Genomic DNA, 12559 nt, shown 5'->3' with positions numbered 1-12559 from the left:
GGCTAGTCCTTCGGAGCCTTGGGCGCCCTGGCGGCTTTCGGCGCCTTCGGCGGGAGAGTGGCCACGTGCTCGAAGGCCTTCTCCACCCACGCCTTGGCGCGGGCGTCATCGCCGTCGCCTTCGGCGTTCCAGACCTCCGGCAACCCGGTGTAGCCGCCCATCGGGCGCTCGGGCGGGCCAAACGGGACGGTCCGCTCGGTGCTCTCGAGCAGTTCCTTGTCCGCCTCTGCCAGTTTCACCCCGACGGTGGGACCGAACAGGCCGGCGAACATGTTGCCGTTCACGAACGCGCCGAGATTCCCGAACATCGGCTTGATCACCACACTTGGGTGGTCCGGGACCACCGAGCGGAAGTGCTCCTTGTCGGCGTCGGACGCTTTGGGCATGTCCATGGGTACCTCCGGAAGCTGCTGATCGGTGTGCCTTCCTGCAGGATATGCCCGGCGGTGCGCACGGTACAGATGGCCCGTGCGGGAGGTGTTTCCGGCGGCCGCAGGGACGGTCCTGCCGGGAACGCAATGTAACGAACTGGTAACATGGGGTAGATGCCGAACCAGTCTGGTCACACACGAGTCACGCAATTGGACGGCCTCCGCGGGATCGCCGCGCTGGTGGTGGTCGCGTGCCATCTGCTCTCCGTCCTGCCCGGAATCGGAAAAGTCGTCTCCGAGGACCGGGCCGCGCCGCTCAGCGCCGCGGCGGACTGGGCCGTGTTTTCGCCGCTGCACCTCCTCTGGAACGGCACGCCGGCGGTCCACGTCTTCTTTGTGCTCTCCGGCTTTGTGCTGATCCTGCCATTCACCAAGGCCGGACCGCGCAGGAGCTGGGCGCCGTACTACGCCAAACGCCTGCTCCGCCTGTACCTCCCGGCCTGGGCCTCCCTAGCCGTCGCGGCGGCGCTGATCATAATGATTCCCCGCACGGAGTCGCCGCTGCAGAGCATCTGGGCGGACATGTTCGTGGTGGACCCCACCCTGGGCCGCGTCGCGAAGGACAGCCTGCTGCTGCTCGGAGCCAGCACCGTCAACACCCCGCTGTGGACGCTGCGCTGGGAGATCGCGTTCTCCCTGCTGCTTCCGCTGTACGTTTTCGTGGCGCTCCGCTGGCGGCGCTTCTGGCACCTGAAGCTCGGGGCAGTCCTGGCGCTGGCCGTTACGGGGGCCGTGCTGAATGCCGACTGGCTGATCTACCTCCCGATTTTCGCCATCGGCGCCATCCTTGGCGTCGAGCGGGACCGGATCCGCGACCTGACCCGGCGCTGGCCCCGCCTCGTCTGGCTTCCGGTCACGGCCGCGGGGCTGCTCCTGGCCAACGCCGAGTGGATCAGCCGCGGCGAGCCCGTGCCCGGCGTCGAGGCGCTTATCACCGTGGGTTCGACGCTGCTTGTGCTGGTGTTCCTGCTGACCTCCCCGGCGAAGAAGCTGGGGGACACGGCCGCGGCCCAGTGGCTGGGCAAGATCTCCTTCAGCCTCTACCTGGTGCACCTGCCGGTCATCCTGGCCTGCGTCACCCTGCTGCGGTCCGTCTCGCTGCCGCTGGCGCTCGCCGTCGCCGCAGTGGCCTCGTTCGGGGCCGCCGAGCTGTTCTACCGCTTCGTGGAGCAGCCCGCCCACCGGGTCTCGATCGCCGCCGGGCGCGCCTTGGAGCGCCGGGCCCGGCGGGACGCTCCGGCGGACAGCCCGGCCATCCCGCGGCCCGCAGGCACGGTACCGACTCCGGCCGGCCGGGAGTACGCCGGTGCCAGCTCCCGCTAACCGGGCGCACCGGCAGCCGGGGGAGGCACTGCTGGGGTAGGCTCGCCTGCGACCGGACCACGCGTTGGTTCCAACTGAAGGGGGCAGGGAATTTCCTTGGATCTACTGGGCGGCCTGAGCCGCGACGAACTCAGCACCTATTCCTGGGTTGCAGCCGCCGCCTTCGCGCTGGTGGCCGGCATCTGGCGTCCCGCCAGGCTTCACTGGACTGCGCTGGGTTCCGTCCTGCTCTTCGCAGCCTTGAACGCGGGCGCCGGCATCTACGTCCTGAACCATTCAATGACGCCCGCTGGTCCGGGGGAGAGCCGCCGCTCAGCGCACCGTCGTTTTCCGGGACGCCGATGATCGGTCAGTTCCTGGGCCCCCTCGACTCCGCCCTCAATGGTGTGGTGGGCGGCGTGAACGAGTTCCTGGCCTTCAAGCAGGCACTTCCCGTGGCGCTCGACTTCTTCGCCGCCTCCGGTTGGGCGCTGCTGGCCTCGTTTCCGCTGGCCGTTCTCGCTGCCGGCATCGCCTTTGCCATCGCCCGGCGCAGGGCCGCGGACTTCGACAGATACCGCGCCACCGTTGACCTGCTCCAAGACGAGCTGGAGCAGGTCAAACGGCAGATCGCCGCAGGGTATGCAGCCGGCCCGGCACTCCCCGCAGAGACCGGCCCCGTCAGGCCTGGTTAAACCGGACCATGTTCCCGGACGGGTCGCGGAACGCGCAGTCGCGAGGGCCCCACGGCTGGACGATGGGTTCCTGCAGGACCTCGGCGCCGGCGGCCCGGACCGCCTCGAACGTGGCATCCAGATCGTCGGTGCGGAACACTTGGATGGGAAGCGCGCCCTTGACCAGCAGCTGCTGGAGGGCGTCGCCGTCGTCCTTGGAACGGCCGGCATGCGGCTCGGACAGCACCAGCTCCAGGTCCGGCTGGGCCGCGCTGCCCAAGGTGACCCAGCGCTGGCCGTCGGAGCCGACGTCGTTCCGCACCTCCAGGCCCAGCGCGTCCCGGTAGAACGCGAGCGACTCGTCGAGATCGTTGACGGTAATTTGTGCGTACTGCAGTGAAATGTTCATGCCCTCCACGCTAGGCGCGCCGCTGCGGGGGTGCTTCTTCAATCCTGCTCAGATTGGACGCGCTGCGTCCGCGGCGGCCGGGTGCGCAGCCGGGCGATGCAGGGCGGCATGGCCTGCACCGCATGGTGCTCCCGGGCCCGGTACTCGCTCGGCGGCATGCCGACGATCTCGGTGAACCGGGAACTGAACGAGCCCAGCGACGTACAGCCCACCTCCATGCACGCCTCCGTCACGCTCGCCCCGGCCCGCAGCAGTGCCATGGCACGTTCAATCCGCCGGGTCATGAGGTAGTTGTACGGGGTCTCGCCGTAGGCCGCCTTGAACTGCCGGGAGAAATGCGCGGGCGACATGAGGGCGCCGGCGGCCATGGTGGGCACGTCCAGCGGGAGGGCGTAGTCGCGGTCGATCAGGTCGCGGGCCCGGCGAAGGTGCGCCAGGTTGGCCAGCTCCTGCGGTGTCATGCGGCCATTGTAGGTCCGGACGAGCCGCCGGTCAGCGCCCCGCGGGCGGCGCCTCGAATGCCCTGTGGTAAAGCAGCCCGCAAATCTCCTGTAGTGTGGAACCTGTTGTTGTGTTTATGCAGTTCGTAGTTCAGGCAGTACGCACGGTCGAAAGCCCGTGTTCTTCTGAAGCAGCGGTTTTGAGCACCCCACACCGGAGGACCCGAAAGTCGGGACTTTTCCTCCACCTTCACGAAGGACAAAAATAATGGCTACTGGTACCGTCAAATGGTTTAACGCTGAAAAGGGCTTCGGCTTCATTTCCCCCGATGACTCCTCGCAGGACGTTTTCGCGCACTACTCCGCGATCAACTCCTCCGGCTTCCGCTCCCTCGAAGAGAACCAGAAGGTCTCCTTCGAAACCGAGCAGGGCCCCAAGGGTCCCCAGGCTACCAACATCCAGGCTCTCTAATTTCCTAGAGATCCGGGACCGTTAGGTTTCGAGCAGGGCCCGTCTTCGGACGGGCCCTGCTTTTTGTTAACCCGGCTGTGCAAAAACCTAGAGTGAAACTCGGTGTCGCTCCGCCAGGAACGCCGTCAGCGCCGGGTTGTCGATCTCCTTCGCCAGCCACGGCACGGCCTGCGCCGCGGCTTCGTCCCCGAGCGCCGCCCGGTGCGACAGCGCCCGCACCGCGAACTCCCGCATCCCGCTCCGGCTGGCCAGCGCCGCCAGCCGGTCCACGAACCCCTGGGCCCGCGGGGACCCCGCGGCGAGGAAGACCTCCGCCGCGGCGTCCAGCAGCCGGGCTGTGTACCAGAGGTACCACGGCTTGGGCTCCAGCCCCCGGTCGATCCAGTGCTCCGCGGCCGCCAGGTCGCCGTGCGCCAGGAACAGCCGGGCCTCGCCGCCCGCAGCCAGCGCTAGGTAGCAGTGGTCCCCGGCCAGCTCGGCCATCACCCACGCCCGGTCGATCAGGGACGCCGCCTCCTCCAGCCGGCCCGCAGCGAGGTAGACCTCGCCCCGCACCCCGGCAACAAACGGCTCGAACGCCGTCCAGTGCTCCGCCGCGACCCCGGCCAGCGCCCGGTCCAGCGCGGCCGCCGCCAGCTCCAGGTCCCCGCGCAGCAGGTGGACCCGGCCCAGCAGCGCGTCGCTGAACGCCTGCTGCCGGCGGTTCCTGACCTCCCGCGCCAGCCGGCCTGACGCCACGAACGCCCCCACCGCATCCCCGTAGTGCGCGGTGTCCGAGGCCAGCATGCCCTGGATCGCCAGGATCCGGGCCTGCTCCTCCGGGATTCCCTGCGCCGCGTGCATGGCCCGCTCCAGCCAGCCGGCCGCCCGGTCCGGCACCCCGCGCTGGACGGACAAGTACCCCAGTTCCCGGAGGGCCGCGGCGGCCGTCCGGGAGACGCCGTCGGGCGCTTCCGCGGACAGCGCCCGATGCAGGAAATCCGCCACCTCGGCGCCGCGGCCGCCCGCCTGGTGGATCAGCGCCCCGGCGAGTGTCACCAGCGACTCCGCCACCAGGTGCCGGTCCGGGGCGGGCTGCCCGGCGCGCTGGGCCAGGACGACGGCGAGCCGCAGCTGGTCCAGGCCACGGTCGACGGCGCCCGCGGACAGGGAGGCGCTGCCGGCGTCGAGGTAGGACCGGACGGTGGCCGCGGTGGCGTGCAGCTCGGGGTCCGCCACCGGCTCGGAATCGGACAGCGCGCGGCGGACCTCCGCCGGCAGCGGCAGGCCCAGCTCGCGGTGGTAGAGGTCCGCGCATTTGGCGACCTCCTCCCGCGCGCGCCGGTGCTCGCCCAGGGCCACGAGCGCCTTCACCAGGACGGCGGTGCAGTCCGCGTGGAACGGGTCCCGGCGCAGCGCCCGGGAGGCGAGTTCGACGGCGTCGGCCGGGGCGCCCGCGGCGAGGGCGGCCAGCGACCCCTCGTACAGCAGCGACTGGACGCAGTTCTCCAGCCGGTACCGCTGGTCCGCCAGCCAGGAGTCGAAGACAGGGCTGTCCGCGAAGGAGAGGCCCTCCAGCAGCTGGCCCTCGAACCGCCGCGGATCCTCAGTGCCGCGGGGTACCGCGCCCACCAGTTCCAGCGCGTCGCAGCGCCAGGGCGGCAGGACGGCCAGCCGCAGCGGGTCGCCGGTGATGGAGACGCCGGGCAGGGTGCGGCGCAGCTCGGACAGGTTCCAGCGCAGTGCGCCCAGCGGGTCCGCGGCGTCGGGGAACAGCAGGGTGGCGGTACGGGCGCGGCTCACGCCGTCCGGCTGCAGGGCAAGGTAGGCCAGCACAGCCCAGGCTTTGCGGCCTTTGGGCTGTGGGGGAGCGGTGCCAGGGGACTCGATCCTGGGCGGACCGAGGAGCCGGATCCACGTCTCGGCCATGGGGTTAATTTTACGCCCGGCGGACCCGGCGGGGACCTGTTTCTGGGGCCTTTGCCGGGGTTTGGGAGTCACACGGTTGCTCACACGGCCCCTGCCGACACTGGAGCCATCCCATCCGCACTACCCCCAATAGGAAATGAAATGGAACTGCTTGTAGTCCTGCTGTTCGGACTGATTGTTGCCGCCGGAACCGCCACGGTGCGCGCGGTGCTCCGGGACGGCCACGGCCACACGCCGGTGGTGCGGTCCACCGAGTCATGGTCCGCCGGCAGCCTGCCCAGCGAGCCCTTCACGTCGTCGCTGGCCTGGTACCTGCCGGGCTCGCGCGTGCAGTAGGCAGACCCTCCGCCGCGGTGCTGCGTCACTTCACCGCCCGGATCTGCAAGACTTCTTGAGGGTGGCCCGCGGCTCAGCGCCGGGCGCCCTCCCAGGTGTCAGCTAGCAGGCTTCGCGGCCACGGAAGGTGCAACGCATGCCGATGTGGGCGCAGGCCATGTTCTGGGGAACGCTGGCGGGCGGGGCACTGGTCCTTGGCGCCGGGCTTGCCTGGAAGTGGTCCATCCCCGCGAAGCTGGTTTCCTCCATCATGGCCTTCGGCGCAGGCGTGCTCATCTCCGCCCTCGCCTTCGAACTGGTGGACGAGGCCGTCCAGGGCGGCGGGCTGTGGCCCACCGTGGCCGGGTTCCTGGCCGGCGCCGTGGTCTACGTCAGCGCCAACGCCCTCCTGGCGCGCTCCGGGGCCAAACACCGGAAGCGGTCCGGGGGAAAGCAGCCCTCCGAACAGGACAGCCCCGGCAGCGGCACGGCCATCGCCGTCGGCGCCCTGCTGGACGGCATCCCGGAATCGGTGGTCCTGGGGCTGGGGTTCATCACCGCCGGAGCCGTCAGCCCCGCCATGCTCGCGGCCGTCTTCATCTCCAACGTCCCCGAGGGGCTGTCCAGCACGGCCGGCATGAAAAGAGCCGGCCGCAGCGCCGGGTACGTCTTTGGTGTCTGGGGCGGCATCGCCCTGCTCTGCGGCGCCGCGTCCCTCCTTGGCTACACCGCGCTGGAGGGCGCTCCCGAGGAGGCGGTCGCGTTTATCACCGCCGTGGCCGCCGGTGGGATCCTGGCCATGCTGGCCGACACGATGATTCCCGAGGCGTTTGAGGAACACCACAACCTCACCGGCCTGGTGGCCGCCGTCGGGTTCCTCAGCGCGTTCACCATCCACCACGTGGGCGGCTAGCCCGCCGTACGCGGGCAGCGGGCGGCCGACGTCGGGCCTGCCTTACTCGGCTTTAGGGATGAGGATCCACAACACGATGTAGGCGAGCTCGCCCACACCGAACAGGCCGAAGAACACGAACCCGATGCGGACCAGCGTGCGGGAGATGCCGAAGCGGTCGGCGAGGCCTGCGCATACGCCGGCGATGACCCTGCCCCTCGGGGGCCTAACCAGTGATCGTTCCATCCAGCCAACGTAGCAGTGCGGGCCGGGCATGAGAACAGCCCGCCGCACGCACAAGCCCGCCGCAGGCACAACAAAGGCGGCCCTCCCCGGCGCTGGGCCGCGCCGGGGAAGGCCGCCTAGGTGTGCCCGGGGGGAACCGCGCCGGAGCGCGGCCGCCGTCGGGCATCTGAGTTACGGCGTCGGCATGCCGCCGTTGACGTTGAGCGTCTCGCCCACCACGTAGCTGGACTCGGACGAGGCTAGGAACACGTAGGCCGGGGCCAGCTCGGCCGGCTGACCGGCGCGGCCCAGCGGGGTCTCCTTGCCGAACTCCGGCAGGTCCTCGGTGAGCTGGCCGCCGCTGGGCTGCAGCGGGGTCCAAATGGGGCCGGGCGCCACGGCGTTGACGCGGATGCCCGTCGGTGCGAGCTGCTGGGCCAGGCCCTTGGTGAAGTTGTTGATGGCGCCCTTCGTGGAGGCGTAATCCACCAGCGTTTCCGAGGGGCTGTAGGCCTGGATGGACGTGGTGTTGATGATGCTCGACCCCGCCGGCAGGTGCGGCAGCGCCTCCTTGGTCAGCCAGAACATGGCGTACACGTTGGTCTTGTACGTGTGGTCGAACTGGACGTCGTCGATGTCGCCGAGGGCTTTCTGCGCCACCTGCTTGCCGGCGTTGTTCACCAGGATGTCCAGGCCGCCCAGCTCCTTGACGGCGGTCTCCACCAGGTCCCGGCACACGGCCGAGTCCTTCAGGTCGCCCGGCACCTTGACGGCCTTGCGGCCGGCCTTCTCGATCAGGTTCGCGATCCGTGCGGCGTCCTCTTCCTCCTCCGGGAGGTAGGACATCACGACGTCGGCCCCCTCGCGGGCGAACGCGATGGCCGTCGCGGCGCCGATCCCGGAGTCCGCGCCGGTGATGAGCGCCTTGCGGCCTTCCAGCCGGCCGGTGCCGCGGTAGGTGTCCTCGCCCAGGTCGGCCTTGGGCGTCATCTTGGCGTCCAGGCCCGGTTCCGGCTGGCTCTGCTCGGGCGGAGTGATGTCTTCGTACGCGGTAACGGGGTTCCTGAACGTGTACTGGTCAGTCATTGGTGCTCCTCCGGAAGGTTGCGTTCCACCCGGTGCCTTCCGCTCTCCAGCGGCAGACACCCGGGCGCGGACGGCGGGTCAATCCCACAACACGCTAAGCATGCTTAGTAATTACCCTATCCACCACGGGGGAGTAGCCGCAATCGGCAGGTCCGGGGCGGACTTATCGCCGTCGTGGCGATTGCCTGCCATACCCATTGCCCGCCGAACCCATTGCCTGCCATAGATGAAGTGTGCTTCACTTATTTGCATGGAGGGGAGTATCCCCTGAAATGTCCCGTCGTCAATACGGCCGACCCTGAGCGGCCCGGCGGGACAGGCTCCTAGAGCCGGGAAAGACCTCCAGTTGGTTTGAACTGACTGGAAGCGGGTGCTCCCTCATGAACGTTCCCCTATGGGCCTGGCTGGCCGTAATCGCCCTTATTGTCCTGATGCTCGCCGTCGACCTGTTTGCGCACCGCAAAGCGCACGTCATCGGCGTCCGGGAAGCCGCGCTGTGGTCGGGCCTCTGGGTCGCCATCGGCGTCGGCTTCGGTGCCGTGGTCTGGCAAATCTACGGTGCGGAGTTCGGCCAGCAGTACTTCGCCGGCTACCTGATCGAGAAATCCCTGGCCGTGGACAACGTGTTCATCTGGGCCATCATCTTCACGTACTTTGCCGTACCCCGCGAATACCAACACCGCGTGCTGTTTCTCGGCGTCCTGGGCGCCCTGGTATTCCGCGGCATCTTCATCGCGGCCGGCGCCGTGATCATCGCCAGCGCCGAGTGGGTGCTGTACCTCTTCGCGGCCTTCCTGCTCCTCACCGGCTACCGGATGATCCGCGACCGGAACGACCACGTTGATCCGGAAAAGTCCCGGGCGCTGAAGCTCTTCCGCCGTCGGGTCCCCATGACGGAAAAGTTCCACGGCCAGCGCCTGCTGGTCCGCAAGAACGGCGTCCTGCTGGCCACCCCGCTGCTGGCCGTCCTGGTCCTCATCGAAGTCACGGACATCATCTTCGCCGTGGACTCCATCCCCGCGATCTTCGCCGTCACCGACGAGGTGTTCCTGGTCTTCACCGCCAACGCCTTCGCCATCCTGGGCCTGCGGGCCATGTACTTCCTGCTCGCCGACCTGATCCACCGTTTCATCTACCTCAAGATCGGGCTGGCGCTGGTCCTGATCTGGGTCGGCATCAAGATGCTCCTCAAGATCGACATCTTCTACATCCCCACGCCGCTGTCCCTGGCCGTTATCGCCACCATCCTGGGCGTCTCCATCGGCGCAAGCCTCTGGGCCACCCGCGGGCAGGAACGCCGGGCCCCCGCGGCCCCGGTGGACCCTCCGTTCGGCACCGCCACCCCGGCTGAGATCGCCGAACTGGAGCCGCTGTGGCGGCGGGGCTCCCGCGCCCGCGCCGCTGCCGGTACGGGCACCGCTGTCCCTGGCAGGCTGCAGGAGTCCGACGGCGGCGGGTCCGGTGCCCCTGCGGCCGACGGGGCTGCTGACGCCGGCTCTACCGGCTCCGCCGGGGCTTCCGGATCGGCAGAGCAGGCGGACGCCGGACCGCATGAACCCGCAGGGCGTGAGCGCACGTGACCGATGATGCGCCACAGCTGCCGGCACGCCCGGGCTGGACGTTCCTGACGCACCACGGACACGTCCTGCTGGCGGTGGCGGCGGACCCGGAGGCGAAGGTCACCGAGCTCGCCGCCACGGTGGGGATCACGCCGCGCTCGGTCCTGCAGATCCTCAAGGACCTCGAGGACGGCGGTTATCTCCACCGGCGGCGGGACGGGCGGAGGACCCGCTACGCCATCGAACCCCACCAGCACTTCCGCCACCCCGCCGACGCCCACCGGGAAATTGACGGGCTGATCACCCTCTTCACCGGCTCCGCGCCACCGGCGGGGCAGGGGAGCGCACCGGACGCCGTGCCGGAGGGGTTCGATTAGCCCGGGCCGTGTCCGGGGAGGCCGCGCAGGACAGGATCGGCGTCGCGGGGCGAGGCAGCGCGACGGCCCGCGGGAATGGCGACGCCGTGCGTGTCTGGCGCTTCGCGGCGAGCCTGGCGCTGCGGATCGAACCTCGCGACGCGCCACGTACCCTGCGCTGCGGATCGAACCTCGCGACGCGCTACATACCCTGCGCTGCGGTACACCCGCCGCGTCAGGTCTTTAGCGCCGCGCAGGGCAGGGTCCGCGTCGCAGGGTGAGACAGCGCAACGGCCAGCGGGAATGGCGACGCCGTACGTGTCTGGCGCTTCGCGGCGAGCCTGGCGCTGCGGATCGAACCTCACGACGCGCTGCATACCCCGCGCCGCGGTATACCCGTCGCGTCAGGATTTTCGCGCCGCGCAGGATAGGAACCGCGTCGCAGGGCGTGGCAGCGCAACGGCCAGCGGGAATGGCGACCGCGTGCGTGTCTGGCGCTGCTCCGCGCACCTGGCGCTGCAGACTGTGCCTCGTGACGCGCTACGTACCCTGCGCTGCGGTACACCCGTAGCGTCAGGTCTTTAGCGCCGCGCAGGGCAGGATCGGCGTCGCAGGGCGAGGCATCGCACCGGCCACCGGGAATGGCGACGCCGTGCGTGTCTGGCGCTTCGCGGCGAGCCTGGCGCTCCGGATCGAACCTCGTGACGCGCTACGTACCCTGCGCTGCGATATACCCGCCGCGTCAGGATTTTCGCGCCGCGCAGGACAGGAAGCGCATCGCAGGGTGATGCGCGGCTGCGGCCAGAAGCGTGGAGGCGCGCTGCGGCGGGCATCCTCGTTCCGCGGCAGGCGGGGACCGGGGGCGTGGCTCTGGCAGGATATCTGGTATGGATTCCGTCGCCCATGTCACTCCCGAGACCGTCCCCGCTTACGACCTCCGCGTCAGCATCCAGGACACGAAACCCGAAATCTGGCGGCGGCTGCTGGTGCCGGAAACTATTAACGCCCCGGAACTGCACCGGGTCTTCCAGGCGGCCTTCGGCTGGGAGGACCGCCACCTCTACGGCATCCGGTGCGTGGACCGGCAGGGCCAGCCCCGCGTCATCGTCGGTCCGGACGGCGCTGCGGAGGAGATGGGCGACGAGCCGGCGTCCGGCGTCGTGCTCTCAGAACTCCTGGACGCGCACCAGACCGGCACGCTCGAATACGAGTACGACTTTGGCGATGCCTGGACACACACCGTAGAGGTGCTGGGGCCGGCCGAACTGCCCGCCGGCACCGTCCGCTGCACCGGCGGCGCCAACCGAGGCCCGGTGGAGGATGCCGGCGGGACCGGCGGCTACGCGCGCCTCATCGAGGCCCTGGCCGACCCTGTGGATGAGGACTACGAGGAGCTCGCCTACTGGTACAAATTCGCGACCGGCCAGGACGCCGCCACCTTTGACCCGGCCGCGTTCGACGCCGACGCGCTCAACCGGCGTCTGGACGACCTGGCGAAACGGCTCTGGCCGGAACCGCCCACGAATGAGGAGATCGCCGACGTCGTCCGTCCCGTCTACTGGCTGCTGGACCAGGCCGGCACCGAAGGACTGCAATTAACCCAGGACGGCTACCTCAAGCCTGCAGTGGTCACCCAGGCCATGCTTGACCTCGGCTGGGACTACCGCTGGCCCGGGGCCGCAAACCGGGAAAGCCAGACCCTGCCCGTCCTGACGCTCCGGCAGCAGGTGCAGACCTGGAAGCTGCTTCGGAAGAGCAAGGGCCGGCTGGTCCTGTCGCCGGCCGGACGCAAAGTGCGGGACGGCGGCCGTCCCCTTTGGGACTTCCTCGCCGAGGCGGTCGCCTCGCCTGCGGATCCGGCCACGGCCTTGGTGGCCCGCGTTGTGGTCCACTGGCTGCTGGAGGGCTCCACGCCGTCGTGGGAACAGCGGAATCACGTCATCGCCGACATCATGACCGTGGAGGGGTTCCGGATACAGGGCGGCAAACCGGTGCCCCCGGATGCTGCCCAGGAGTTGTATTCGGATGTGCGCTGGATGCTGGACTGCCTGCAGCTGAAAGTCCCGGAGCGCAGAGCTGTCGAAGATACGGTCCTGACCGACGGCGGACGCAAGTTCCTACTGCAGGTTCAGGGGCTGCTCGACGGCGTGTGACCCGGCGGGGCGCGGAAACCCCCGGGACGCTGGGGCCGCCGGCGGTGTTCCGGGGTGTGAGCCAGTACACAGGAACCCTGCTCCGCCGAAGCCGGGATATGCGCACCCCCGAGGGCTGCGGAAATCCCCGCCATTCCGGGGGTTTTTGCGGCCCGGCAGCGTCTCGGAGGGACGATTTGTGCCGGGTCCTCCGGCCGTGTACAGTTATTCGAGTCGCCGCCGCTGATGCGGAAGAGAGCGACCGACCCCCTTCTGAACGGCCTGGAAATGGTGCGCTTGTTAGCGTGCCGGAGTATGGGTGGGGATCCTCCTTGTGGGCTTGTGGATCGCGGTGACG

Annotated in this window: 15 protein-coding genes; 9 read left to right on the top strand and 6 right to left on the bottom strand. The window is 69.4% G+C overall.

Annotated features, from left to right (window positions below):
* Positions 1-2: 2 nt before the first annotated feature.
* Positions 3-392: a TfoX/Sxy family protein gene (locus AR539_RS18220; protein WP_066440208.1), complete on the bottom strand. Its 390-nt coding sequence runs from the start codon at positions 390-392 to the stop codon at positions 3-5.
* Between the two features lie 153 nt (positions 393-545).
* Here AR539_RS18220 and AR539_RS18215 point away from each other — a divergent pair, with 153 nt between their 5' ends.
* The 3 genes from AR539_RS18215 to AR539_RS18210 all read left to right on the top strand — a co-directional run bounded on the left by AR539_RS18215 (position 546) and on the right by AR539_RS18210 (position 2428).
* Positions 546-1754 (top strand): acyltransferase family protein, encoded by a 1209-nt coding sequence (locus AR539_RS18215; RefSeq protein ID WP_082699471.1) that lies wholly within the window; start codon positions 546-548, stop codon positions 1752-1754.
* Positions 1755-1850: 96 nt separating this feature from the next.
* The gene (locus AR539_RS19440) at positions 1851-2099 is read left to right on the top strand and encodes a hypothetical protein (protein WP_157361085.1); all 249 of its coding nucleotides are present in this window, start codon (positions 1851-1853) and stop codon (positions 2097-2099) included.
* On the top strand, positions 2096-2428 hold the full coding sequence (locus tag AR539_RS18210; protein ID WP_066440204.1) for a hypothetical protein: 333 nt from the start codon (positions 2096-2098) through the stop codon (positions 2426-2428). The genes AR539_RS19440 and AR539_RS18210 overlap by 4 nt, the downstream gene beginning before the upstream one ends.
* On the opposite strand, the gene AR539_RS18205 is transcribed toward AR539_RS18210, so the two are convergent.
* Both AR539_RS18205 and AR539_RS18200 read right to left on the bottom strand, forming a co-directional pair.
* On the bottom strand, positions 2415-2816 hold the full coding sequence (locus AR539_RS18205) for a VOC family protein (protein WP_066440203.1): 402 nt from the start codon (positions 2814-2816) through the stop codon (positions 2415-2417). The two genes, AR539_RS18210 and AR539_RS18205, sit on opposite strands and share 14 nt — an antisense overlap.
* 38 nt (positions 2817-2854) lie before the next feature.
* Positions 2855-3277 carry a helix-turn-helix transcriptional regulator gene (locus tag AR539_RS18200; protein ID WP_066440202.1) on the bottom strand — a complete coding sequence of 141 codons (423 nt, stop codon included), beginning with the start codon at positions 3275-3277 and terminating at the stop codon, positions 2855-2857.
* A 247-nt stretch (positions 3278-3524) separates the two neighbouring features.
* Between AR539_RS18200 and AR539_RS18195 the strand changes: the two genes are divergently transcribed.
* Positions 3525-3728: a cold-shock protein gene (locus AR539_RS18195; protein ID WP_056738746.1), complete on the top strand. Its 204-nt coding sequence runs from the start codon at positions 3525-3527 to the stop codon at positions 3726-3728.
* A gap of 87 nt (positions 3729-3815) precedes the next feature.
* Here the strand turns inward: AR539_RS18195 and AR539_RS18190 are convergent, their stop codons facing one another.
* The gene (locus tag AR539_RS18190) at positions 3816-5636 is read right to left on the bottom strand and encodes a tetratricopeptide repeat protein (protein WP_066440201.1); all 1821 of its coding nucleotides are present in this window, start codon (positions 5634-5636) and stop codon (positions 3816-3818) included.
* 141 nt (positions 5637-5777) lie between these two features.
* On the opposite strand from AR539_RS18190, the gene AR539_RS18185 reads away from it, so the two are divergent.
* Together AR539_RS18185 and AR539_RS18180 are read left to right on the top strand one after the other, a co-directional pair.
* On the top strand, positions 5778-5972 hold the full coding sequence (locus AR539_RS18185; protein WP_066440199.1) for a hypothetical protein: 195 nt from the start codon (positions 5778-5780) through the stop codon (positions 5970-5972).
* Positions 5973-6108: 136 nt separating this feature from the next.
* A complete protein-coding gene (locus tag AR539_RS18180; protein ID WP_066440198.1) occupies positions 6109-6864 on the top strand; it encodes a ZIP family metal transporter in 756 nt (251 codons plus the stop codon).
* A gap of 42 nt (positions 6865-6906) precedes the next feature.
* Here AR539_RS18180 and AR539_RS18175 read toward each other — a convergent pair whose 3' ends face one another.
* Positions 6907-7089 (bottom strand): PspC domain-containing protein, encoded by a 183-nt coding sequence (locus AR539_RS18175; protein ID WP_066440319.1) that lies wholly within the window; start codon positions 7087-7089, stop codon positions 6907-6909.
* 171 nt (positions 7090-7260) lie between these two features.
* Positions 7261-8154: a glucose 1-dehydrogenase gene (locus AR539_RS18170; RefSeq protein ID WP_066440196.1), complete on the bottom strand. Its 894-nt coding sequence runs from the start codon at positions 8152-8154 to the stop codon at positions 7261-7263.
* A 380-nt stretch (positions 8155-8534) separates the two neighbouring features.
* Between AR539_RS18170 and AR539_RS18165 the strand changes: the two genes are divergently transcribed.
* The 3 genes from AR539_RS18165 to AR539_RS18155 all read left to right on the top strand — a co-directional run bounded on the left by AR539_RS18165 (position 8535) and on the right by AR539_RS18155 (position 12222).
* Positions 8535-9734: a TerC family protein gene (locus AR539_RS18165; RefSeq protein WP_082699470.1), complete on the top strand. Its 1200-nt coding sequence runs from the start codon at positions 8535-8537 to the stop codon at positions 9732-9734.
* Positions 9731-10090, top strand: coding sequence for a winged helix-turn-helix domain-containing protein (locus AR539_RS18160; RefSeq protein ID WP_066440194.1), 360 nt, complete (start codon positions 9731-9733; stop codon positions 10088-10090). The genes AR539_RS18165 and AR539_RS18160 overlap by 4 nt, the downstream gene beginning before the upstream one ends.
* An 866-nt stretch (positions 10091-10956) precedes the next feature.
* Complete coding sequence (locus tag AR539_RS18155; protein ID WP_066440189.1) at positions 10957-12222, top strand: plasmid pRiA4b ORF-3 family protein; 1266 nt, start codon at positions 10957-10959, stop codon at positions 12220-12222.
* The last annotated feature ends 337 nt before the right edge of the window (positions 12223-12559 follow it).

The organism is Arthrobacter sp. EPSL27 (genome assembly GCF_001512305.1).
In the GTDB taxonomy this organism is placed as follows: Bacteria; Actinomycetota; Actinomycetes; order Actinomycetales; family Micrococcaceae; genus Arthrobacter.
Note: the sequence above shows the minus strand (reverse complement) of the source record. Positions and strands in the feature narration are given on the sequence as shown.